The organism is Vibrio natriegens NBRC 15636 = ATCC 14048 = DSM 759 (assembly GCF_035621455.1).
GTDB classification, from domain to species: Bacteria; Pseudomonadota; Gammaproteobacteria; order Enterobacterales; family Vibrionaceae; genus Vibrio; species Vibrio natriegens.
Window position 1 is genome coordinate 1,021,475 of record NZ_CP141823.1, and the last position, 20,496, is coordinate 1,041,970.

Here is a 20,496-nt window from a genome sequence, read left to right on the forward strand (position 1 = left end):
AAGAGCGGGGTTACCGCCGTCAAAGAAACTCTTGGATAGTTGCTCTATCGCCTTGCCACAAAACTGCTGTGATGTACTCGGATTGGCTATCATCAAGAAGCAGCGCGATATTAAGGTCATAAGTTTTCACGCGCAATAAAAAATACAGCAAATAAAGAACAAGTTTTTTATCGTCAGGATAACATTTATTAATTAATGTTTACTCTATGATTTCTAAGAACTTATCTAGTATTTGGTTGTGTTTTAACCCGCTTCTGGTCACCAAGGATATGTCAGAACTGAAGTGAAACGTATCGGGAAACAACGGTCGCATTTTCCCGGTATTACTCCAATAATCGGCGTAATGCTGCGGTAGAAACCCGATGTAAGTCCCTGTCAATATAAGGAAAGCGATACCTTCGTGATCGGACGCCGTCGCCGAGCATTTTAGCTTTTGATACAGATCGGTGACTTCGGGAGACATTCGGTGTCTTGTGATGACCGAATTGGTCTGTTTAAGGCGCTCTATATTCTGATCACTTTCCATAAACAATGGGTGCTCATTGCTGCAGTAGAGGAAATAATTTTCGTTGTACAAAGTGCGGTAATCAAAGTTGTTACTTTTGTTATTGGCAGGGAATGCGCCGACATGAAACCGTCCGTCGATTAAGCCTTTTTCGATATCTGCTGGGGTCGACATCGTGATGTTGATATTAATTTTTTCACTCATCTTCCGAATATGCTTTAGCGCGCGAGTTATCTTCATGTGTGGCTGAGTGACTAAATTATTGACTAGCGCGATATTAAGTTCGCCGCGCAGTTCATTATTGATTTGGTTTACGTCATTGCGAAACTGCTCAATCGAAGCCAGCAGAATATCGGCGGATTCTAACACCGCTTCGCCTTCGTCAGTCAGGGTAATACCACCTCGCCCGCGATGACAAAGCTTCATATTTAGCCGTTTTTCAAGATCACTCATTTGTAACGATATGGCTGATTTTGTAATGCCAAGAACGGGTTCTGCTGCGGTATAGCTGCCGCACTCGACAACGGTTTTAAACAGGCGGATTAGTTTGATATCAAAGTCGGTGATCTGATTAATGATGCTTCGGTTTTTATTGTTGAGCTTTTTCATAACTAACGTAAAGTAAATTTATAATCTACTTAACATACTCATGTGCTAAAAATAAATCTAGTCACTACAAGGATGATATAGCGATGAGTAACTACAAATTTGCACAAGACGGAATCGATACAGATCTTTCTGCTCATTGGATGGCATTTACTTCCAATCGCAGCTTTCACCAAAATCCCCGCATCATCACTCAAGCTCAAGGCGCCTGGCTCAAAGATGCCAATGGTCGTGATATCTATGACTCGCTGTCTGGGCTTTGGACGTGTGGCGCTGGCCATGGTCGTCAGGAGATTCAAAAAGCGGTAGCAGAGCAGTTAGGGACTCTCGATTACTCTCCTGCGTTTCAATTTGGTCACGAGCTCTCCTTTAAACTGGCAGATAAAATCGTCGAGAAGATGCCAGAAGGGCTCGATCATGTGCTGTTTACTGGCTCTGGTTCGGAATGTGCTGACACCTCACTTAAGTTGGCAAGAGCTTATTGGCGTGTCAAAGGCAAAGCGTCGAAAACCAAGCTGATTGGTCGCGCCCGTGGCTACCATGGCGTTAACGTTGGCGGCACCAGCCTGGGTGGCATTGGCGGCAATAGAAAGACGTTCGGTCAGCTGTTTGATGCCGACCATATTCCTCACACCCTGCAACCCGAATTAGCCTTTACAAAAGGTTGCGCGGAAACGGGTGGTGTGGAACTTGCGAATGAGTTTTTGAAGCTCATTGAACTTCATGACGCATCCAATATTGCCGCAATTATTGTAGAGCCAATGTCGGGCTCTGCGGGCGTGATTGTGCCGCCGAAAGGTTACCTACAGCGTCTGCGCGAAATCTGTGACCAGCATGACATCTTACTGATCTTCGATGAAGTCATTACGGCATACGGGCGCATGGGATGCTGGACTGGTGCTGAGTATTTTGGCGTGACGCCAGATATTATGAACACCGCGAAGCAGCTTACCAATGGCGCAATCCCAATGGGCGCAGTGATTACGTCTCATGAAATCTATCAGGCATTTATGGAGCAGGACTTACCTCCTCATATGATCGAGTTTGCTCACGGCTATACTTATTCCGCTCATCCCGTCGCGTGTGCCGCAGGGTTGGCAACATTAGACCTGTTGGAAAAAGACGCGTTAATCCAACAGTCGAGCGAGCTGGCACCGATTTTTGAAAATAAACTGCATGCGATAAAAGGTGCAAACCACGTTCTCGACATCAGAAACTGCGGCTTAGCCGGAGCGATTCAGATCGCACCGAGAGACAATGATCCAACGATTAGGCCGTTCGAATGTACATTAGACCTGTGGGAAAAAGGATTCTATGTACGGTCTGGTGGCGACACGATTCAATTCGGTCCAAATTTTAATGCCAAAGCTGAAGATCTAGAGCGCTTATTCGACGCGGTTTACGAGACATTGAATCAACTAAATTAAAAAAATTAAGGAAGGAAGTCAGATCATGGAAGTTATTTCTCACTTTATTGACGGAGACAAGTTCTCACACTCAGGTTCGACGATTGATGTTTACAACCCGGCGACAGGTGAGCCGATTCGCCAAGTAGAAATGGGTACGTCTGAAACCGTGAATCAGGCAATAGAATCAGCGAAACGTGCCTATCCAGCTTGGAGTAAAACGCCTCCGCTAAAACGAGCGCGTATCATGTTTGCGTTCAAGGATCTTTTGGAAGCGAATCAAGATCAGATTGCGCGTTTGATCAGTGAAGAGCATGGTAAAACGATAGAAGATTCTCTCGGCGAACTGCAGCGTGGTATCGAGAATGTGGAATACGCTTGTGGTGCACCAGAGTTATTAAAAGGCGAATACACCCGAGGAACCGGACCGGGCATTAATGCATGGAGTGATCACAAACCTGTCGGCATCGTCGCTGGTATTACACCATTTAACTTCCCTGCAATGGTGCCGCTTTGGATGTATCCACTTGCGGTTGTTTGCGGTAACTGTTTTATCCTCAAGCCGTCAGAGAAGGTACCGGCTTCTACCTTATTTATTGTTGAGTTATTGCATAAGGCAGGGTTGCCAAATGGCGTATTAAGCGTGGTAAATGGCGGCAAAGAGGTTGTTGACGCGTTGATCGAAGCTCCGGAAGTGAAAGCGATGAGCTTCGTTGGCTCGACGCCTGTTGCGGAATATATTTATTCGGAAGGCACTAAGCGCGGTAAACGAGTACAGGCACTTGGTGGCGCGAAGAACCATGCGATCATTATGCCGGATGCCGAAGTATCGAGCACCATCAACTCACTGATGGGTGCGGCATTTGGCTCTTGTGGTGAACGCTGTATGGCGATTTCAGTTGCGGTGTGTGTGGGTGATGAAGTCGCAGATAACTTGGTGAAAGAATTGACCCCGCTTATCCAAGAATTGCGAGTCGGAGCCTTTACTCAGAACTCGGTGGACATGGGACCAGTGATTGCGAAAGAGCATTTAGAGAAGATTTCCGGTTATATTGAAAGCGGTGCTGAGGCTGGTGCTGAATTAGTTGTGGATGGCCGAGGGCTTTCGGTTCCTGATTTCTCGGCTGGCTACTTTATCGGTGGCAGCTTGTTCGATAGAGTGACACCAGACATGAAGATTTACACTGATGAAATCTTTGGCCCTGTGTTGTGTGTGGTCCGTGTTAAGTCCCTTGAAGAGGGGATTGAGCTTATTAACCAGCATGAGTTTGGTAACGGGACTTGCATCTTTACACGCGATGGTGAAACGGCTGAGATATTCTGCGACGAAGTGGAAGCTGGCATGGTTGGTGTCAATGTACCGCTTCCTGTCCCGGTGGCTTACCATAGCTTTGGTGGCTGGAAACGTTCGTTGTTTGGCGATCTCCATGCGTATGGCCCTGATGGCGTGCGCTTCTACACTCGCCGTAAATCCATTACTCAGAAATGGCCAAAGCCGCAAACTAACGAAGCGGCGCAATTTGCATTTCCAAGTAACAAGTAATAAATAGCGTTAATTTTCTTGGTTATTTACCTATCCCCTGGCTTTTTATCAGGGGATAGGTGATAAGCAGGCTAGATCGGCTCACCCGCTTCATCTTCTTCGACGATGTCCGTTTCAAGGCTGGCTTCCGTTAGCCAACGCTGCATGGTGTCGCTATTCAGGACTTTCTGCTGATATTGGGTTGCCTTTTCTGACAGTTTGATGCCGTAAGTAAGCGTGCGCAGTACCACAGGTGCATACATCGCATCTGCAATTGACCACTCTCCAAATAGCCAACCATCCGGGTATTGTTCCATTTGCAGTGACCAGATTTGGTCAATACGCTCGATGTCTTTAAGCGCGTCTTTGCTCAAAGTTACCGTTCTCTTAGCGCGACAGTTCATTGGCATCTCGTTACGTAGTGCCATAAATCCTGAATGCATTTCAGCTGATATAGCTCTTGCTTTGGCTCGCTCAGTAAGAGATTGTGGCCACGCCTTACCGTCTAAGAAAGCTTCGTTTACGTACTCGAGAATCGCCAGTGAGTCCCACACGGTAACATCATTGCAAACCAAAGTAGGCACCTTGGCGGTTGGTGTAATGTCCTCCAGTGTGTTGTAAAATTCGTCCGTAAACAGTTTGATTTTCTCGATCTCAACGTCGATGTCGTATTGCATGAAGATAAGCCATGCTCTGAGAGACCAGCTCGAGTAGTTTTGATTGCCGATATAAAGTTTCATCCATGCTTCCTTATTTCTGAGTGATGGTTTGGAACATTTACGGTAATAGATTGTTTTATCGAAAACTAACGGATAGTTTTGATGGGACACATTAATAAAACCGATAGATAAGCTTAGTATGGATATTGATGCTTTAAGAAGCCTTCTGGCATTTGCAGAAACAGGCAGTTTTACGCGAGCAGCGAAGCAGATTAATCGAACCCAGTCGGCATTCAGTGCTCAGATGCGTAAATTGGAAGATGAACTGAATATTCGCCTGTTTGAAAAAGAAGGACGTAATCTGGTGCTCAGCGAAGCTGGCCTTGCGTTACGAGCTCATGCTGAGCAACTGGTCGCTTTACACAACAAAGCGGTGACCCAGGTACGCCGTTATCACGATAAGCTGCCACTGAGGTTAGGCTGTCCGGAAGACTACAACGATGCCATTTTGCCGAAAGTCATCTCGATTCTAAAAAAGGCGGAACCAACCTGTTCTATTCAAGTGTTTAGCCAACCCAGCGTCACACTGAGAGAATGGCTGGATGAAGGAAAATTAGACGCCGCTATACTCACGCGCTCCGCTAAAAGTGAAGAAGGGCATTGGCTTGCTCACGATAAAGGGGTGTGGATTGCCAGTCAGGATTACCAAACGGATAAGACTAAGCCTTTACCATTGGCACTTTTCCAGCCGGATTGTAAATACCACGCTGCTGCAATCGATGGTCTAACTAAAAGAGGTATCTCTTACCAGCTGTTAGCGTGTTGTAATACCGCGTCAGCGCAAAGGGCAATAGTTCGAGAGGGGCTGGCTATTGGTGCAATGGGACGATTAAGTGTCACCAGCGACCTACAGATTCTCGATGATATGCCACCGTTGCCTGCAGTCGACATTGTGTTAGTTTCTGGAGTAACGCCGCACCCACTGCTCAGCTCGTTCGACCTGACTATCGCTGACTTTTCTTTGATTGAGTAAAGAACTTTGTTTGAAGAAAAAACGCTATTTGATGTTTAGATAAGCATTAACGCTTGCTATATAAGGCTGCGTTAATGCTTTTTCTCATTAGTGACCAAGCTTCAACATGACCACGCCAGACAAAATCAGCATGATGCCGATGTAGCGAACCATGGAAGTCGGGTCTCCGTAGAAATAAACGCCGACAAGAAATGTTCCGGCTGCGCCAATGCCTGTCCAAACTGCGTATGCGGTACCCATCGGGATCGCTCGCTGCGCTGCAAATAGCAACGCGCCGCTTATCGCCATGAATACCACTGCCATCGTTATCCCTAACACCTTGTGCCCAGATTGAGCAACTTTCAATCCAACCGGCCATCCAATTTCCGTAAGACCAGCTAAAACTAAATATAACCAGCTCATAATTTCCACCTAATTAGATAAAGGAAAAACATTTGCAGGCTATGGTATCGATTATTATGATGGATAAAAGTTAATAACTATCGATTTTTTTCATATGTTGAGTTTGGAACAAGTTAGGATGTTGGTACTCTCTGCGGAGCTAGGGTCATTTTCTGCCTGTGCAAGGAAAATGGGCAAGGTTCAATCTGCGGTTAGCCATGGTATCAGTACCTTAGAGATTGATTTAGGCATCGAATTGTTTGACCGTTCAGCCAGAAGCCCCAAGTTAACCCCCGCGGGTGAACGTTTGATACGCAGTGCGAAAAACTTGTTGGCGCAGGCAGACGAATTCGAAAAAATTGCTCAATCCATTGAACGATCGGAAGAAAGCCAGCTGACGATAGCCATTGACGACGGCGTTTATAATCCAAAGTTCGCCGATTTGTTTAAGCGTTTGGACAATCACTTTCCTACGATTCAAATCGATGTGCTGAGTTTAGCGTCTGGCGATATTTCTGCTGAAGTTGCAAATGGTGATGTTGATATCGGAGTGATGTTCACCGAGTTTGAACAGTTAAAGCAAGTCGACTTCTGTTATGTTGGAAGCATTGATTACCTTCCTGTTTGTCATCCGAATTATCCGCTTGCAGAAATTGATGTCGAGCTGCAATCTGATCTGGCACCGTTTCGACAACTGGCGATCCGAGGAAAATCAAAAGTAGAATCGCAGGCTTTGATCAGCATTGCACCTAAAGTTTGGTGGAGTTCAAGCCATTACAGCGCTTTAGAGCTCGTTAAACAACAGGTTGGCTGGGCTTATTTGCCATCATTTTTAGTCAACGACTCAATAAAGTCCGGTGAACTACATAAAATTAAAGTGGCATTCGACCACAAGCCCTGGAATGCACCTGTCGATTTAGTCTTTAAAAAGGGAAGAATGCATGGGCCAGTATTTCAGTGGTTATTTGACGAACTCAAACAGATATTCACACCGACTACTTAAGTCCTCCTCAACGACACGTTTTCATACCCCAATGTGCTGGTGGCCTAATTGATTTATGTCAATGATGTTGTTCGGAAAAATTGATGAAGTCAGTTAATCTTTTAAGCTGATAATCGCCTTTCCAGACCTCTATAGTGTTAATTATTAGACATAAAAAGGGCAGTGGTTATGGGTGAACTATTAAATTTTATCGATAGAATATTGGCAAAACCCGATCTGGGTAAATTGGTGTTACGTGTCAGTTTTGCTTTCCTATTTTTATTGCACGGCATCCATAAAGTGATTGGCGGAACCGAGTTTATACAAGGCTTGTTGGTCGACCATGGTCTGCCTGCATTTGTAGCCTACGGGGTTTACTTAGGTGAAGTGGTTGCCCCAATCCTAATGATTATTGGCTTATACACTCGCTTGGCTTCTGTTGTTGTCGCTGGCACTTGTTTAATGGTTATCTATCTCTTAAACATGGGAGATTTGTTCGCTTTAAATAAGTTTGGCGCATGGGCGGTTGAAGGCATTGGTGTTTATTTGTTTGCTTCAATTGCAATTATGTTTCTTGGTTCAGGCAAGTACGCATTAAAGCCTGACGCACAGTAATTATTTACTCCTAATACTCTTGATAAAGCTGGGAAATACCCGGCTTTATTTTTATTAGTCTCATCTGTTTAGTCCTTGGCATTATAACAATGACGGCGTAATTTGAGTCTGTCTCTTTCTTAGCTTCATACCTTTCACCGCGTATCTTTAGCTCAAAATATTTATCCCCCGTTTTAATCAGGCTACTACACTGTATAAAAGTAAATTCTTGTACTCCCGTTTAATAGTGTTTGAGGCAATATTATGGCGACTAAACGATCGAGAAGATTAAGAAAAAAGCTGTATGTCGACGAGTTTAAAGTGTTGGGGTTTTCATTTTTTTGTCATTTGAACTTAACGAATGAAGAGGAGTGCGATCTTCTTATCAATGATTTCTTGTCGTTTTTAGAGGGGCGAGGTTTAGTCATGGGTGGTGGTGCTGATCTCTCTAGCTTTGATGGTTTTGTGGTTCCTGAGCGTAGGTATGATTCAGCTTCAGAAGATGACCGTGTCGCCGTTGAACAATGGTTAACAGCACACAATGCATGCTCTGAAGTCGAGGTTAGCCCTTTAGTTGATGCCAATCAACCCGAATAAACGAGCCGTGAGTAAAGCTTCATGAGTAATGACATCGTCTTAATTAGAGGGCTTTTTCGTGGTCAGTACCATTGGGGCGAGTTTTCACTGCTGCTGAGTGAACTCCTTCCAAACCAGAGAGTTATCGCTGTAGATATTCCCGGTACTGGTGCTCTGTCGGATGAGAAATCACCATGCTCAATAGAGGAAATGGTTGAGAGTATACGTTTTCAGCTGGCAACCAATGCTCAGGTTGATATCGTCGCGATTTCAATGGGAGGAATGATTGCGCTGAAGTGGGCAGAGCTGTATCCCAATCAGGTGAGGCGGGTTGTTTGTATTAATACCAGCAGCCGGGGATTTAGTCCTTTTTATCAGCGATTAAAGCCCGTGAACTATCTCAAAATCATGAAAGCGTTGTTTTCGCGCCCAGAGCAAAAAGAGTCGATCATTTACTCCATGGTATCGAATAAGCCGATAAGCGAAACGGTAATCGATGATTGGGTTATGTTGAATCGACTCTACCCAACCACGGCGTCGAACTTTTTTCGGCAATTACTCGCAGCCATGACGTTCAGGGCGAACAAACCGGTAAACGAAATCCTATTTATCTCGTCTCTCGAAGATAATCTCGTCAGTCATACCGCGACAGAAGCCCCTGCTAAGGCTTGGAACATGCCTATTATCTACAACCATAGTGACGGGCACGATATTCCTTTGGATAATCCTGAATGGTTGGCTTACAAAGTGATTCGGTATTTAAAACTGGATGAAGAAGGACAAACGCCACCTTAGAATAGGTGGCGTTGAAATGTCTTGCTAAGTACTAACTAAGCATTTACAGACTATTGAGCGGCCGTCACGGACATTTCTACCAGAATAACATCTCTTGCCATGCGAGCTTCAACACATGCGCGCGCAGGTTTTTCTCCGTTCGCAACCCATGCATCCCACACTTTGTTCATCTCGGCGAAGTCTTTCATATCGCGAAGGTAGATGGTAACGGATAGGAGCTTATCGCGATGGCTGCCTGCTGTTTCTAGTAAGGCATCAATCTTAGCGAGGCAGCGCTCTGTTTGCTCGGTAATATCCCAAGCCGCATCACCAGCTGTCTGGCCACAAAGATAAATAGTACCGTTGTGTTTAACAATACGGCTCATACGCTCTGTGGATTCTATTCTTTCAATTGTCATTGTTTTCCTTTTTACTGCTTTTTTAGGATTTAGTGATAGTTATGATTTACCAACCTAACATCGTGACTTAATAAGCCAATTTAATTAGGTTGGTGTAGTCGTCAGCTTCGACTCAACATGAATATTAACAAAATCAGCCTTTCGTAACAGTGATCGTTTCTTGTTGACCAATCATTTCGAACTTTTCTTATGTTTTTGCTGACGTTCCTATAAGCATACCCTGATTGTCGAGCCGTAAGTCATGACATCTAGCCAGAATACGTCGGCAGTATTCCCATCATGTTCATAAAATGGAAGGCGGCAGTCACGACACCAAAGAAGATGACGCCCATGAGCATTGGTTGCCCACCAGGAGCTCTAAACCCGTCTTTCGTGCCGGATGTTTTGCGCGCTTTTCTCACTAACAGTGCTGGAATAATACAGGTCCATACGGTTGCAGCGGCTCCGGCATAACCAATGGCGCTAACAAATCCAAATGGAAACAGCACGGATAAAACCAGAGGTGGGACAAAAGTTACGGCCCATGTTTTCGCTCGACCTGTGCGGTTGTCTTCAAATTTAAATAGGTCAGCCAGGAAATCAAACACGCCTAAACCCACACCAATAAAAGAAGAAAGAATCGCGGCCATTGAAAAGCTGTTAATCGCCTGCCTCACTTTTTCTGATTCAATCACAGAGCCAAGTGAACTTAGCAGCACATCTACGTTACCCCCTTGTTCAATGACCGGGCCAAAATCAACGCGAGGCAAATTACCAAAGATGCTTGTCAGCCATAATAAATACAGAACAGAAGCGATCACTGTACCGCCCAAAATTGCATTTTTAGCTTTGTTTTCTTCACCGTAGTAGGCACGCATAGAAGCAACGGAGTGGTGGTAACCAAATGACGTCAGAGCCACAGGTAAAATTGCCATTGCGTAGGGTGCGTACTGTGATTCCTGACTGATGGTGTCTAGCAGAATAGAGGTGTCTATATTGGCTGCCAGCCCCGAAACACCAAACACGAAGCTAAGTATCATGAACAGAATCAACAGAACTGAGATTCGGTCTACCGCTCTTGTTGAATGCCATACGAAAGCAGAAAATACGGCCACAAAAATAACAGAAGCGCTTTTGCTATCGATATTGAGCAAGTTCTGAATAATTAACCCAGAAGACGTAATATAGGCATAAAGTAAAATACCACCGACAAAATAGACGGTCAGGTTATTAATAAAGTTAACTTTTTTACCCAGTAGCTCTTTGGTTACGGTATTAAAGGAAACTTTTAAATCATATTCTTTAAACGCTTCCAACAACATCCATCCCGATATTGTCATCACGACCATGGTCAATAAAATCGCGAGAATGGACCACACTGTCCAGGCACCTGCACTGGCACTTGGCAAACCAAGCATACCTGCACCAACACAGACACTGGCAATAATGCAGGAGCCACCGACTAAAGATGGGTTTTTATTCATGATGCTATTCCTTTATCAAAATAAATAAAAAGCGCAACCTTCCACGCTGCGCTTTAATTTGTAGTTTTTATACTGTTTCTGCTGTCGTGATGGATGGAGCTTGAGTCTCTGACTCAACCTCTTTTAGACGCGCGGTGAAGTGACGTAAAACTTCCGGTTCATAAGTAAAGTCCAGACCTTTTACATTGGCTGCATTTTCTTTTACCGCCTGGAATGCTTCGACAATGAAATCCATATGCGTTTGTGTGTAGGTAGCGCGAGGAATGGTAAGGCGAAGCAGTTCAGCCGGACACGGGTGTTGTTTACCTGTCGCAGGATCTCGGCCCAATAGAAGGGAGCCTATTTCTACCGCTCGAATACCAGCGACTTTATAAAGCTCGCACGCCAGTGCATGTGCCGGGAATTGCTCTGCAGGAATGTGAGGCAGGAGTTTGCTTGCGTCAACGAAGGCAGCATGGCCACCCGCTTGCTGACAAACGATGCCAATCGCTTCCAGCTTATCAACCAGGTACTGAACCTGACCGATTCGGTATGCCAGCCAGTCCTGACGCATGCCATCATAAAGGCCTACGGCAAGACGCTCCATAGCGCCACCTTCCAGACCACCATAGGTCGGAAAGCCTTCCTGAACAACACACAGCGTGCGGCATTCCGTGTACACGTCCATTAACGAATCGTCTTTAAAGCAAAGTAAGCCGCCCATTTGAACCATGGCATCTTTCTTTGCCGACATCGCCAGACCATCCGCGTATTTGTAGCTCTCTTTGGTGATTGCTTCGATTGACCAGTCAGCGTAGCCAGCTTCACGTTGTTGAATGAAGTAAGCATTCTCGGCAAAACGAGCCGAATCCATGATCACTGGAATATCGTATTTCTGACCAATTTCATAAACCGCTTTTAGGTTAGCAAGCGATACTGGCTGGCCGCCGGCAGAGTTACATGTGATGGTGCTGACAATATAAGGTACATTTGCTGCGCCAGCTTCTAGGATTGCCTGTTCTAGTTTCTCCAGATCAAAGTTACCTTTAAAGTCTGCTTCGATTGAAGTGTCGAATGCTTCTTCGGTATAAACGTTTTTCGCAACACAGCAGTTTAACTGTGTATGGCCTTGTGTGGTGTCAAAAAAGTAATTCGACAGCGCAACCATCTTGCTTCTATCTAGTTCTTTCTCTTTCTCACGTTTTTTAATCAGAACCGGAATGTAAATTTGCTCTGCACCACGTCCTTGGTGAGTTGGAATGGTGTATTGGTAGCCAAAGATATCCTCAACGGCCTGTTGAAGTGCATGGTAGCTTCGGCTGCCGCTGTATGCTTCATCGCCGCGCAACATGGCTGCTTGCATCTCTTGCGTAATAGCGCCTGTACCACTATCGGTAAGAAGGTCGATAAACACATCTTCGCTATCCAGAAGAAAAGGGTTCATACCCGCTTTTAGAATCGCTTCTTCTCTATATTCACGTGTAGTGCGTTTTACTGGTTCAATAACGCGAATACGAAACGGCTCAGGTAAGTGTTTAAAGTTTTCCATTTTATTTTCCCTAAAAGATCATTTTTTGAATATTTTTAAGGCATACAGATGGGTTGGAATAAAACAGTGCCTTCCCAAATCTAAAATTCAGAAATAAACGCACTGCGGCAAATACCTGACTTATTGCTTGATCAACACCAGAGGTGAGTTATCGAACAAAATAAGTCTCTGATTTACCGTTCTGTATGCTTGATATTTGGTTTGGGCTAATCGAGTGGTATTGCTTGTTTAAACGAATAGCAGTACAGAGCACATTGCTGTGCGCCCAATAAGAAGTGTTATTGCGCAGGGAAAAAGAAGGCGATTTTAAAATCGAGGGTTATCCAATTAGCGATATGGTTTGTAGACAACATACTAAGTCACCTTGATAGAACTAAGTAAACAAAACAATCTAACTAAGCAACCTAAAACAACGCGAACGTTTTTAAGTTGCTGATGGTTGATGCATCTATATCGAAGCATCGATTCGATATTCGTTTAGCAAAATACAGACCAACTTATATCACATTGTTTTGTAAAGAAATAACCTTTAGTTCCTTCTGGTGATGTAGAGGTGGTGCACCATTGTGAAACGTACTTGTTCTTTTTTGAGGCATTACAAACGAGGCATTACAAACAGTTTGATTGAAAAGAGTTGAGTTGCTGACACGGCCTCCAGTGTTCAATCTGCTTAAACTGGAGCAACCACACATTAATATCTACTCCAATTATCAAACAAGCTGCGTGGCGCTCCAAATTTCCCCAGAAGATCGTTCAACTCATCTCCTTAGATCCTCACTTTTCAAAATGATCAAAAGTTACTTTACTAAAACTGTACCGTACAGTACAGTTTGTGCGAATCATTAGTTGAGGTGTTCAGTATGAAAAAGAAAGCCATCGCATTACTGCTTGTTTTTGGATCATTATTCGGCGTTGGTTACAGCTTGTATCAGCCGAACATAGTTAAGACGGACAACGCGTACGTCCATTCTGACGTGACAGCAGTGTCACCAGAAGTCGCTGGACAAGTTAGCCAGCTATTCGTCAAAGACAACCAATGGGTGAGCAAAGGTACGCCTTTGTTTTCAATTGACGACGAGGATTTCATCGCAAATCTGGAGATCGCAGAATCGGCGTTAGACGTCGCCAACGCAGCAATCACAGCGAACCAGACCAAAACGGAAATGCAATTAGTCAAAATTGAACAGGCGAAGCAAAGCATTACGAGCGCAAGAGCTAATTCCGATCATCAGGCTGCGGAGTTAGAGCGCTTGTCACGTCTGGTACAAAAGCAATCAGTCAGTAAGAACCAATTTGAAGCGCAAAGAACGCGAGCCATTGAATCGCGCAGTCATTTAGAAACGGTTAAATTGGCGTTAAGCGCAGAGAAAAAGCAATTTGAGACATTAAAAACCGAGAAAAAACAGCTGATTGCACAACAGAAACGGGCTCAGGCAAATCTGAAGCTTGCTAAAATCGCGCTAGAGAGAGCGGTGGTAAAAGCGCCATTTGATGGTTTTATTGCAGACAGACAAGTACAGGTTGGTAAGTTTGTTCAGCCTGGTATGGGGCTCATCGTGATGGTTCCGGACTATGTTTGGGTAGAAGCCAATTTTAAAGAAACTCAGTTAGAAAACGTGATTGAAGGACAGAACGTTGAAGTCGTTTTGGACATGTTCCCTGACAAGCCACTGCATGGCAGAGTTGCCTCGATTACACCTGCAACGGGTGCGCAGTTCAGTTTGCTCCCGCCACAAAATGCGACGGGTAACTTTGTCAAAGTCGTTCAGCGCGTGCCAGTGCGAATTGAGTTAGATATTCCCCAAGAGCTGAGACAGCGTATCTATCCGGGCCTGTCTGTCGAGGTAGCGATTAAAACCGAAAAACAAGGTTAAGTTGCCATGAAGTCACGTATCCGTTTATTGACTTGGGTGTTATTCGCGCTTGCGGCATTTGGTATTAACTCCGTGATGTTTAGTGAGCTTTCGTATGAAATGGCGGCGACTATAGGTTTGTCTCTTGATGAAACAGAGCTGGTTAAAATCGGATTTATGATTGCCCAAGTGTTGGGCTTTATCTGGGCACCGAAGTTGGTTCGTCACTGGTGTGCTTACCGGATTTTGATCACTGCTCTGCTCATAGAGATAACGGCAAGTATGATCTTATACTGGCAACTGCCGAGCCCATGGTTATTCAAACTGACTTGGCTGTTCGTTGGCTTTTTCATGAGTGTATTGCTGGTGGTGGTTAATCTCTTTTTGCTCGATGTGTTTGAGCAACGTTGGTTGCCCGTAATCATTGCTTTGACTTTAGTCTTCTCGACGTTGGTGCCGATGGGTTTGTATCCTTGGTTAATGGCACATGTATTGGAGCGATTTGACTGGTCGCTATTTTGTGTTCTATCGGCATGGTTGTACTTTTCAGCGCTTATTCTTGTGAGTATTTACAAACCTGAACCAGTTAACATTGTCGAAAAGCATAAATCGCATGTTGGTGTTTATACTATTGCAGCGTTAGCGACAGGTTTGGTCGTTTATCTGTTAATGCGAGGCCGTTACTATAACTGGTTAGATTCAGAGGCGTTTATTCAACTTACGCTGATCACGACCACATTAGGGCTAAGCCTGATTTACCTCTTAGTTAAAAGACGGCGTTTAAATACCGCGTCATCGCAATTGCATAATACGCTGAAAACCAATGTCTTTATGTATAACGCCTTTTTGGCGGGTTTTGCGGTAATGGCGAGTTCTGCACTGTTTGGAAATTTCCTTAAAATGGCGTTGAACTACAATCATTTGAACGCTGGTTATGCGCAGTTGCCATTCTTCTATGCGATGATTGTGGGCATGCTGCTGAGTGTGATGGTGTTTTACCTAAGACGAACGCTGGTTGATGCGGTTGTGCCATTAGGTGTTTTAATGATCTTGCTCTCTGTATATCGTTTTAGTCTTCTACCAAGTGAGGCCGGGCCAGAATCGTTGCTTTTACCTATGCTTTTGCGTGGCTTTGGGGTAGGGATGCTGAACGTGTCGGTAACCATTGCAGTGTTAACCTATTTTAAAAATCATGAGCGCCTTGAGGGGATTTGTAACTTCTACTTGTTCCGAACCATGGGCAGTGTTATCGGCGGTGGATTTTTTTCTGGCGCAATACACACTCATAGTGCGCAAGCATCGGGTGAAATAGGGCGAACGTTAGAGCAATCGAGCCATGCCTTTTCTGCTTATGAACAGGCACTTACCAGTACGATTCTCACTCATGGACATTTGCCTAATTCCTCCATGGGGGCGGGCCAAGTTGTTGCTGTCGTCAAAGAGCAAGCCACGACTTTGGCATTAAGCAATTCATTGATTATGTTTATTTTCTCGATTTTGGCGTTGGCTCCAGTGCTCCTTATCGGCAAGAAACTGGTAGCAAAGCGAGAAGCGAGTCCAAACTAGGATTCTTTTAAGTTGAGGCATAAGCCGACTTCCATGTTCGAAGGCGGCTTTTGTCTTTAATAAAGAGTTACGCTGACTGTTGCTGGTAGAGTGAGAGAAAAGCTGTGACGGCTTTACGAGCATGAGTATTCAACTCTGCATCACTGGGTAACTCAAACCCCAATAGCGCCTTGGTCTGATAATCGAGTTTGATTAGAGCGAGGAGTTGCCCGCACGCGAGATCTGGATCGTCGATGTCTAATTGTTGGCTGACGACGTCTGTCTTTAAAAACTCAATTAAGTGTTGATGAATCCGCATCGGACTCGTTTGCCAAAACTGCTTTGGTATTGAGTCGTGCTGATAAAAATCGGCAGAAATAATTCGGTAAAGTGACAGAACAGGGTTGGAACAAATTCCGCGTAGATACTTCTTGGCGAAGTCTTCTAACGTTTGTTGTAGCGACTCATTTTGTTGAGCAGAAAGCTGGAAAGCCGACTCTAAACTGGTTTGAGTGTTGTGCGCCAACACTTCTGTAAATAGCCCTTCTTTATTGGAAAAATATCGGTATAAGGTTTGCTTTGAACCACCACAAATGGCAACTATTTGGTCCAATGACGTTTCTTTGTAACCTTGCGTAATAAAAAGCTCAGTGGCTACTTCGATGATGCGAATTCTTTTTTGTTGAGTGGACGCGCGCATAACAAAACCTAGCTTAAATCAGACTGTTCAGTACAGTACCACTATTGGCAAGGAGAGACACATCTTTTTGTCTTGCGGTACAAAAATGGCGACCTGATGTCGCCATTTCGTAAAGTGCTATTTTAACGTCGATAGTACAAAGAAATACGATTTCCATCGATTTCTTGAACGACAAAACGAATCTCATAAATATCGCTTAGTACCGCTTCGTCAATGACTTCTTCTACCGTTCCAGCTTTAATAACTTCGCCCAGCTTCATTGCGACGATATGGTCGGAATAACAGGAAGCAAAGTTTATATCGTGAATTACGATCACCACGGCTTTGTTCTTCAGTTTAGCTAACTTGTGCAGTGTGCTCATGATATCGACGGAGTGCTTGATATCGAGGTTATTGAGTGGCTCATCAAGAAAAATGTAATCAGTGTCTTGTGCGACGACCATCGCAATAAACGCCATTTGTCTCTGACCACCAGACAGCTGGTCAATAAAGCGATCTTGCAAATGGTCGATTTCCAGGTGCTGCATAGACTCTTCAATGATGCGATGGTCTTGTTCTGTTAAGCGCCCCTGAGAGTATGGGAAGCGCCCGAACGCGACTAAATCACGCACAGTAAAACGCATATTGATATTGTTGGACTGACGCAGCACGGAAAGGCGCTTGGCCAAATCTTCCGTGTTCCATTGGTCGAGCGGTTTGTCACCGATCACGACGGTACCTGCATCGCTTTCTGTCAGGCGACTTGCCATGGAAAGCAGGGTACTTTTACCTGCGCCATTTGGGCCAATAATACTGGTCACTTTACCAAGTGGGAAAAGGGCATCAGCATTTTTTACCACGTATTTTTCATTATATTTTTTACTTAAACCTTGAATACGGATCATGTGATGTACCTTTAATCGAATTTATTTTTCATAAGTAGAACTAGGAAGTAACCGCCGCCAAAAAAGTTGATGATGACACTGATGGTGGTATCGAAATCGAATAGGTTTTCGACGACCCACTGGCCACCAGACAGCAATACAACAGACAGTACAGAACTGGCGACGATCAGCAGGCGATGCTGGTAACCAGTGAAAATTTGACGCGTCAGCGCGACAACAATTAATCCAAAGAACAGGATTGGACCAATCAACGCGGTGGAGATCGAAACCATCAGTGTGATGATGAACATCACCTGCATCGTCAGTTTGTGTGTGTCGATACCCAAACTCTTGGCGTTGTCCACACCCAGCCACATCACATCCAACTTATGTGAGATACGAATTAAATAAGCGCCGCAAAGCAACATCGGAGCGACACACCAGTAAACCAGTTCACCGTTGATGTTGTTAAAGCTGGCAAACATGGAACCCTGTATTAAGTTAAACTCATCTGGGTCCGTCACCATAGTGAAGAAGCCAGTGATGCTACTGAACAAGCTGCTGAGCACGATACCAATTAATAACAGCGTGAAGATGTTTCGCTGACGGCCTCTAAAGTAGAAGCTGAATAGGGTCATGGCACACACAATCATGATGCCTGTAGACAGGACGAAATTGAGTTTACTGTTGATGACCCAAACACTCAGGCCACCAAACATTACCACCAATACCACCTGAATCATCACGTACAGGGAGTCAAAACCGAGAATCGACGGGGTCAGAATTCGGTTATTAGTGATGGTCTGGAAAATCAATGACGAGGAGGCAATGGCAATTGCTGCCAATACAATCGCCAGAACTTTAGGCACACGACGAGACAAGAAAAATTGGTAGTTGTCCGGAGTTAAACCTTTGCCGATAAATACGGCGCATATCAGTACTGCGACAGCCGCGAGTACGATGACTTTAATGGAATCACGCATTCGCTTTGTCTCTCAATACCAGGTAAATGAAAACAGAACCGCCTAAGATGCTGATGATCATCGAAATAGGGATTTCATAAGGGAAGATAATCAAACGCCCTAAAATGTCACAGGTCAGTACCAGAATCACGCCTGCATAAGCAGTCCAAGGTAAGTTGCGACGCATGTTATCGCCGATAAATATCGACACAAGGTTTGGCACGATGAGACCAAGGAACGGAATCATCCCCACAATCATCACGACAGACGATGACAATACCGCGACCAAGATAACGCCAATAAGTACGATGCGCTGGTAGTTTAAGCCGATGTTTTTCGCGAAACTCTCACCAACACTGGCAGCACTAAATCGGTTGGCATAAGCGTAAGCCAGCACCGATACAGGGAGCGCCAAATATAAAAACTCGTAGTTACCCTGTAAAACAGAAGCGAAGTTCGCGACCGTCCAGGAGCCAAGTGTCTGCACTAGATCATATTTATACGCGACAAAGGTCGTCATAGAAGAGACCACATTGCCATACATGATGCCTATCAGTGGTACTAAAACTGTGTTTTTGAACTTCAAACGCTGTAGAAAGCGAACAAAAATCACCGTACCAAGCACAGAAAAAGCGAAGATGGTAATGAGGTGAACCCAGCTGCTCATATCGGCAAAGAAGATCAAAGCGATGATGTAACCGAACATTGCCCAGTCCACAGTGCCAGTTGTTGACGGCGCAGCGAAGCGGTTCTGAACAATTTGTTGCATGATCAATCCAGCAATACTCAAACCTGCGCCGGCTAAAACAATGGCAATTAATCGCGGCAGTCGACTGACCAACAAGATGTTCAAACTGTGACTGTCACCAGCCAAAATTTGCGAGAGAGATACGTTTGCTACCCCGACTAGCAAAGAGATGCCAGCGAGGATGATGAGCAAAGCAAACGCCAAAATATGATGTAATTTCATAGTGAAGATTTAGGTTTATAAATACGACAATGACCTTTCACGCCATAAGCGGAAAGGTCATCTTTTATAGGGTGATTAACGTGGGCTTATTAGTTAACAACGACTTGGTTTAGCTCTTTAATCATGGTTTGAGTTGAGTGGTAACCGCCAGCAGTCAAGTACCAGGCCGCCGGGTCAATAAACATCACGCGACCATTTTTCGCTGCTGGTGTTGATTTGACGAGGTCGTTATCAAACAATGCTTTCGCTTTACCGTTGCTCTGGCCAATTGCCTGCTCACGGTCTAAAACCAACAGAACTTCTGGTTGTGCATCGGCAATGTATTCAAATGAGATCAGGTTGCCGTGATTACCAGAGACGGATTCTACGTTTTGAGACGTTGATGGCGCGAAACCAGCTTCATCATATACAAATGAGAAACGGCTCTTTTCGCCAAACATAGCTAGGCTATTGCCGCTGTTCGAAACAGTTAAAGCGCGAGGAGGATGTTGTGCCACTTTACTGTGAAGCGTATCTATTTGACCTTGAACGTCTTTGATCAATTGATCCGCTCTATCGCTCTTTTCGAAGATTTCGCCTAGTGTACGCCAGTGTTTTTGTGTGGTTTTCCAGTAGTCTTTGGTATCAATCTCGAACATGTACGTTGGTGCGATGTCTTTTAGATCTTTATAGATGGTCGCCATGCGCGCTTCTGCAATGATCAGATCAGGTTTCAACGTAAACAAGGTTTCGAAATTCACTTCTTTCACGCTGCCTGTGTTTTCCACAGAGTCGCCTTTGTACTTTTCCAGTGTGGTTGGAAGTAGTGTCTTTGGTACGCCAATTGGTGTAACACCCAGAGCATCGACGTAATCAAGGCTGCCGTAGCCGAGAACGACTACGCGTTTCGGTACTTCATTAATTTCTACCGAGCCCATGCTGTGTTGGTAGGTTTTTGCGAATGCCCCGATAGGCGCTAATGCCAGTAGTAGCGCACTTGTTGCTACACGAAGAGAAGTTTTACCAAACATAATGATTCCCAAAAAGGTCTATAAGTCAGTCATCTAACTGGAAAGCGTTTAAAAAAGAAAACAGAGCAAAAGATGATCTGAAAGTACTGAAACTTAAGTTGATTAAAATCAAATAAGAATGATTATTGATTGCAGACACGTTATC

21 protein-coding genes are annotated in these 20,496 nt (G+C 44.6%); 9 read left to right on the top strand and 12 right to left on the bottom strand.

Annotated elements, in window-relative coordinates; translation table 11 throughout:
- Positions 1–199: 199 nt before the first annotated feature.
- Positions 200–1,114 carry a LysR family transcriptional regulator gene (locus VER99_RS19035; RefSeq protein WP_020333506.1) on the bottom strand — a complete coding sequence of 305 codons (915 nt, stop codon included), beginning with the start codon at positions 1,112–1,114 and terminating at the stop codon, positions 200–202.
- An 83-nt stretch (positions 1,115–1,197) separates the two neighbouring features.
- On the opposite strand from VER99_RS19035, the gene aptA reads away from it, so the two are divergent.
- Together aptA and VER99_RS19045 are read left to right on the top strand one after the other, a co-directional pair.
- Complete coding sequence (gene aptA / locus VER99_RS19040) at positions 1,198–2,538, top strand: omega-aminotransferase AptA (protein ID WP_020333505.1); 1,341 nt, start codon at positions 1,198–1,200, stop codon at positions 2,536–2,538.
- A 25-nt stretch (positions 2,539–2,563) separates the two neighbouring features.
- Positions 2,564–4,060: a CoA-acylating methylmalonate-semialdehyde dehydrogenase gene (locus tag VER99_RS19045; protein ID WP_020333504.1), complete on the top strand. Its 1,497-nt coding sequence runs from the start codon at positions 2,564–2,566 to the stop codon at positions 4,058–4,060.
- Between the two features lie 71 nt (positions 4,061–4,131).
- Here VER99_RS19045 and VER99_RS19050 read toward each other — a convergent pair whose 3' ends face one another.
- Positions 4,132–4,779, bottom strand: a complete 648-nt coding sequence (locus tag VER99_RS19050) for a glutathione S-transferase family protein (RefSeq protein WP_020333503.1) — start codon at positions 4,777–4,779, stop codon at positions 4,132–4,134.
- Between the two features lie 118 nt (positions 4,780–4,897).
- Between VER99_RS19050 and VER99_RS19055 the strand changes: the two genes are divergently transcribed.
- Positions 4,898–5,731 carry a LysR family transcriptional regulator gene (locus VER99_RS19055; protein WP_020333502.1) on the top strand — a complete coding sequence of 278 codons (834 nt, stop codon included), beginning with the start codon at positions 4,898–4,900 and terminating at the stop codon, positions 5,729–5,731.
- Between the two features lie 87 nt (positions 5,732–5,818).
- Here VER99_RS19055 and VER99_RS19060 read toward each other — a convergent pair whose 3' ends face one another.
- Entirely contained in the window at positions 5,819–6,133 is a 315-nt protein-coding gene (locus VER99_RS19060) for a DMT family transporter (protein ID WP_014235023.1), read from the bottom strand.
- Between the two features lie 94 nt (positions 6,134–6,227).
- Between VER99_RS19060 and VER99_RS19065 the strand changes: the two genes are divergently transcribed.
- From VER99_RS19065 to VER99_RS19080, 4 genes are all read left to right on the top strand, one after another.
- Positions 6,228–7,115, top strand: coding sequence for a LysR family transcriptional regulator (locus tag VER99_RS19065; protein WP_024372639.1), 888 nt, complete (start codon positions 6,228–6,230; stop codon positions 7,113–7,115).
- A gap of 168 nt (positions 7,116–7,283) precedes the next feature.
- Complete coding sequence (locus tag VER99_RS19070) at positions 7,284–7,709, top strand: DoxX family protein (protein ID WP_014235021.1); 426 nt, start codon at positions 7,284–7,286, stop codon at positions 7,707–7,709.
- Between the two features lie 243 nt (positions 7,710–7,952).
- Complete coding sequence (locus VER99_RS19075) at positions 7,953–8,285, top strand: YggL 50S ribosome-binding family protein (RefSeq protein ID WP_014235020.1); 333 nt, start codon at positions 7,953–7,955, stop codon at positions 8,283–8,285.
- Positions 8,286–8,306: 21 nt separating this feature from the next.
- Positions 8,307–9,059, top strand: a complete 753-nt coding sequence (locus VER99_RS19080; RefSeq protein WP_020333499.1) for an alpha/beta fold hydrolase — start codon at positions 8,307–8,309, stop codon at positions 9,057–9,059.
- 50 nt (positions 9,060–9,109) lie between these two features.
- Here VER99_RS19080 and VER99_RS19085 read toward each other — a convergent pair whose 3' ends face one another.
- The 4 genes from VER99_RS19085 to tnaC all read right to left on the bottom strand — a co-directional run bounded on the left by VER99_RS19085 (position 9,110) and on the right by tnaC (position 12,801).
- Positions 9,110–9,457: a RidA family protein gene (locus tag VER99_RS19085; protein ID WP_014235018.1), complete on the bottom strand. Its 348-nt coding sequence runs from the start codon at positions 9,455–9,457 to the stop codon at positions 9,110–9,112.
- A gap of 248 nt (positions 9,458–9,705) precedes the next feature.
- Positions 9,706–10,920, bottom strand: a complete 1,215-nt coding sequence (locus VER99_RS19090) for an aromatic amino acid transporter (RefSeq protein ID WP_020333498.1) — start codon at positions 10,918–10,920, stop codon at positions 9,706–9,708.
- A 67-nt stretch (positions 10,921–10,987) separates the two neighbouring features.
- On the bottom strand, positions 10,988–12,448 hold the full coding sequence (gene tnaA, locus VER99_RS19095; protein WP_020333497.1) for a tryptophanase: 1,461 nt from the start codon (positions 12,446–12,448) through the stop codon (positions 10,988–10,990).
- 278 nt (positions 12,449–12,726) lie between these two features.
- Positions 12,727–12,801 carry a tryptophanase leader peptide gene (tnaC, locus tag VER99_RS23025; RefSeq protein ID WP_076633468.1) on the bottom strand — a complete coding sequence of 25 codons (75 nt, stop codon included), beginning with the start codon at positions 12,799–12,801 and terminating at the stop codon, positions 12,727–12,729.
- A gap of 507 nt (positions 12,802–13,308) precedes the next feature.
- On the opposite strand from tnaC, the gene VER99_RS19100 reads away from it, so the two are divergent.
- Positions 13,309–14,322: an HlyD family secretion protein gene (locus VER99_RS19100; protein ID WP_020333496.1), complete on the top strand. Its 1,014-nt coding sequence runs from the start codon at positions 13,309–13,311 to the stop codon at positions 14,320–14,322.
- Between the two features lie 6 nt (positions 14,323–14,328).
- Positions 14,329–15,867: an MFS transporter gene (locus VER99_RS19105; RefSeq protein ID WP_020333495.1), complete on the top strand. Its 1,539-nt coding sequence runs from the start codon at positions 14,329–14,331 to the stop codon at positions 15,865–15,867.
- A 67-nt stretch (positions 15,868–15,934) separates the two neighbouring features.
- On the opposite strand, the gene VER99_RS19110 is transcribed toward VER99_RS19105, so the two are convergent.
- The 5 genes from VER99_RS19110 to VER99_RS19130 all read right to left on the bottom strand — a co-directional run bounded on the left by VER99_RS19110 (position 15,935) and on the right by VER99_RS19130 (position 20,351).
- Positions 15,935–16,546: a TetR/AcrR family transcriptional regulator gene (locus VER99_RS19110; protein WP_020333494.1), complete on the bottom strand. Its 612-nt coding sequence runs from the start codon at positions 16,544–16,546 to the stop codon at positions 15,935–15,937.
- A 122-nt stretch (positions 16,547–16,668) separates the two neighbouring features.
- Positions 16,669–17,430: an iron ABC transporter ATP-binding protein gene (locus VER99_RS19115; RefSeq protein WP_020333493.1), complete on the bottom strand. Its 762-nt coding sequence runs from the start codon at positions 17,428–17,430 to the stop codon at positions 16,669–16,671.
- Between the two features lie 11 nt (positions 17,431–17,441).
- Complete coding sequence (locus VER99_RS19120) at positions 17,442–18,392, bottom strand: iron chelate uptake ABC transporter family permease subunit (protein ID WP_020333492.1); 951 nt, start codon at positions 18,390–18,392, stop codon at positions 17,442–17,444.
- Positions 18,385–19,341: an ABC transporter permease gene (locus VER99_RS19125; RefSeq protein ID WP_020333491.1), complete on the bottom strand. Its 957-nt coding sequence runs from the start codon at positions 19,339–19,341 to the stop codon at positions 18,385–18,387. The genes VER99_RS19120 and VER99_RS19125 overlap by 8 nt, the downstream gene beginning before the upstream one ends.
- 89 nt (positions 19,342–19,430) lie before the next feature.
- Complete coding sequence (locus tag VER99_RS19130) at positions 19,431–20,351, bottom strand: siderophore ABC transporter substrate-binding protein (protein ID WP_014235009.1); 921 nt, start codon at positions 20,349–20,351, stop codon at positions 19,431–19,433.
- Between the last annotated feature and the right edge of the window lie 145 nt (positions 20,352–20,496).

What these genes read in the sequence shown, in the direction of transcription:
- VER99_RS19045 (WP_020333504.1), top strand. Translation starts at nt 2,564, where the DNA reads ATGGAAGTTATTTCTCACTTTATTGACGGAGACAAGTTCTCACACTCA.
- VER99_RS19050 (WP_020333503.1), bottom strand. Translation starts at nt 4,779, where the DNA reads ATGAAACTTTATATCGGCAATCAAAACTACTCGAGCTGGTCTCTCAGA.
- VER99_RS19035 (WP_020333506.1), bottom strand. Translation starts at nt 1,114, where the DNA reads ATGAAAAAGCTCAACAATAAAAACCGAAGCATCATTAATCAGATCACC.
- VER99_RS19070 (WP_014235021.1), top strand. Translation starts at nt 7,284, where the DNA reads ATGGGTGAACTATTAAATTTTATCGATAGAATATTGGCAAAACCCGAT.
- VER99_RS19110 (WP_020333494.1), bottom strand. Translation starts at nt 16,546, where the DNA reads ATGCGCGCGTCCACTCAACAAAAAAGAATTCGCATCATCGAAGTAGCC.
- VER99_RS19080 (WP_020333499.1), top strand. Translation starts at nt 8,307, where the DNA reads ATGAGTAATGACATCGTCTTAATTAGAGGGCTTTTTCGTGGTCAGTAC.
- VER99_RS19075 (WP_014235020.1), top strand. Translation starts at nt 7,953, where the DNA reads ATGGCGACTAAACGATCGAGAAGATTAAGAAAAAAGCTGTATGTCGAC.
- VER99_RS19105 (WP_020333495.1), top strand. Translation starts at nt 14,329, where the DNA reads ATGAAGTCACGTATCCGTTTATTGACTTGGGTGTTATTCGCGCTTGCG.
- tnaA (WP_020333497.1), bottom strand. Translation starts at nt 12,448, where the DNA reads ATGGAAAACTTTAAACACTTACCTGAGCCGTTTCGTATTCGCGTTATT.
- VER99_RS19130 (WP_014235009.1), bottom strand. Translation starts at nt 20,351, where the DNA reads ATGTTTGGTAAAACTTCTCTTCGTGTAGCAACAAGTGCGCTACTACTG.
- VER99_RS19120 (WP_020333492.1), bottom strand. Translation starts at nt 18,392, where the DNA reads ATGCGTGATTCCATTAAAGTCATCGTACTCGCGGCTGTCGCAGTACTG.
- VER99_RS19100 (WP_020333496.1), top strand. Translation starts at nt 13,309, where the DNA reads ATGAAAAAGAAAGCCATCGCATTACTGCTTGTTTTTGGATCATTATTC.
- VER99_RS19060 (WP_014235023.1), bottom strand. Translation starts at nt 6,133, where the DNA reads ATGAGCTGGTTATATTTAGTTTTAGCTGGTCTTACGGAAATTGGATGG.
- VER99_RS19125 (WP_020333491.1), bottom strand. Translation starts at nt 19,341, where the DNA reads ATGAAATTACATCATATTTTGGCGTTTGCTTTGCTCATCATCCTCGCT.
- VER99_RS19090 (WP_020333498.1), bottom strand. Translation starts at nt 10,920, where the DNA reads ATGAATAAAAACCCATCTTTAGTCGGTGGCTCCTGCATTATTGCCAGT.
- VER99_RS19085 (WP_014235018.1), bottom strand. Translation starts at nt 9,457, where the DNA reads ATGACAATTGAAAGAATAGAATCCACAGAGCGTATGAGCCGTATTGTT.
- VER99_RS19115 (WP_020333493.1), bottom strand. Translation starts at nt 17,430, where the DNA reads ATGATCCGTATTCAAGGTTTAAGTAAAAAATATAATGAAAAATACGTG.
- aptA (WP_020333505.1), top strand. Translation starts at nt 1,198, where the DNA reads ATGAGTAACTACAAATTTGCACAAGACGGAATCGATACAGATCTTTCT.
- VER99_RS19065 (WP_024372639.1), top strand. Translation starts at nt 6,228, where the DNA reads ATGTTGAGTTTGGAACAAGTTAGGATGTTGGTACTCTCTGCGGAGCTA.
- VER99_RS19055 (WP_020333502.1), top strand. Translation starts at nt 4,898, where the DNA reads ATGGATATTGATGCTTTAAGAAGCCTTCTGGCATTTGCAGAAACAGGC.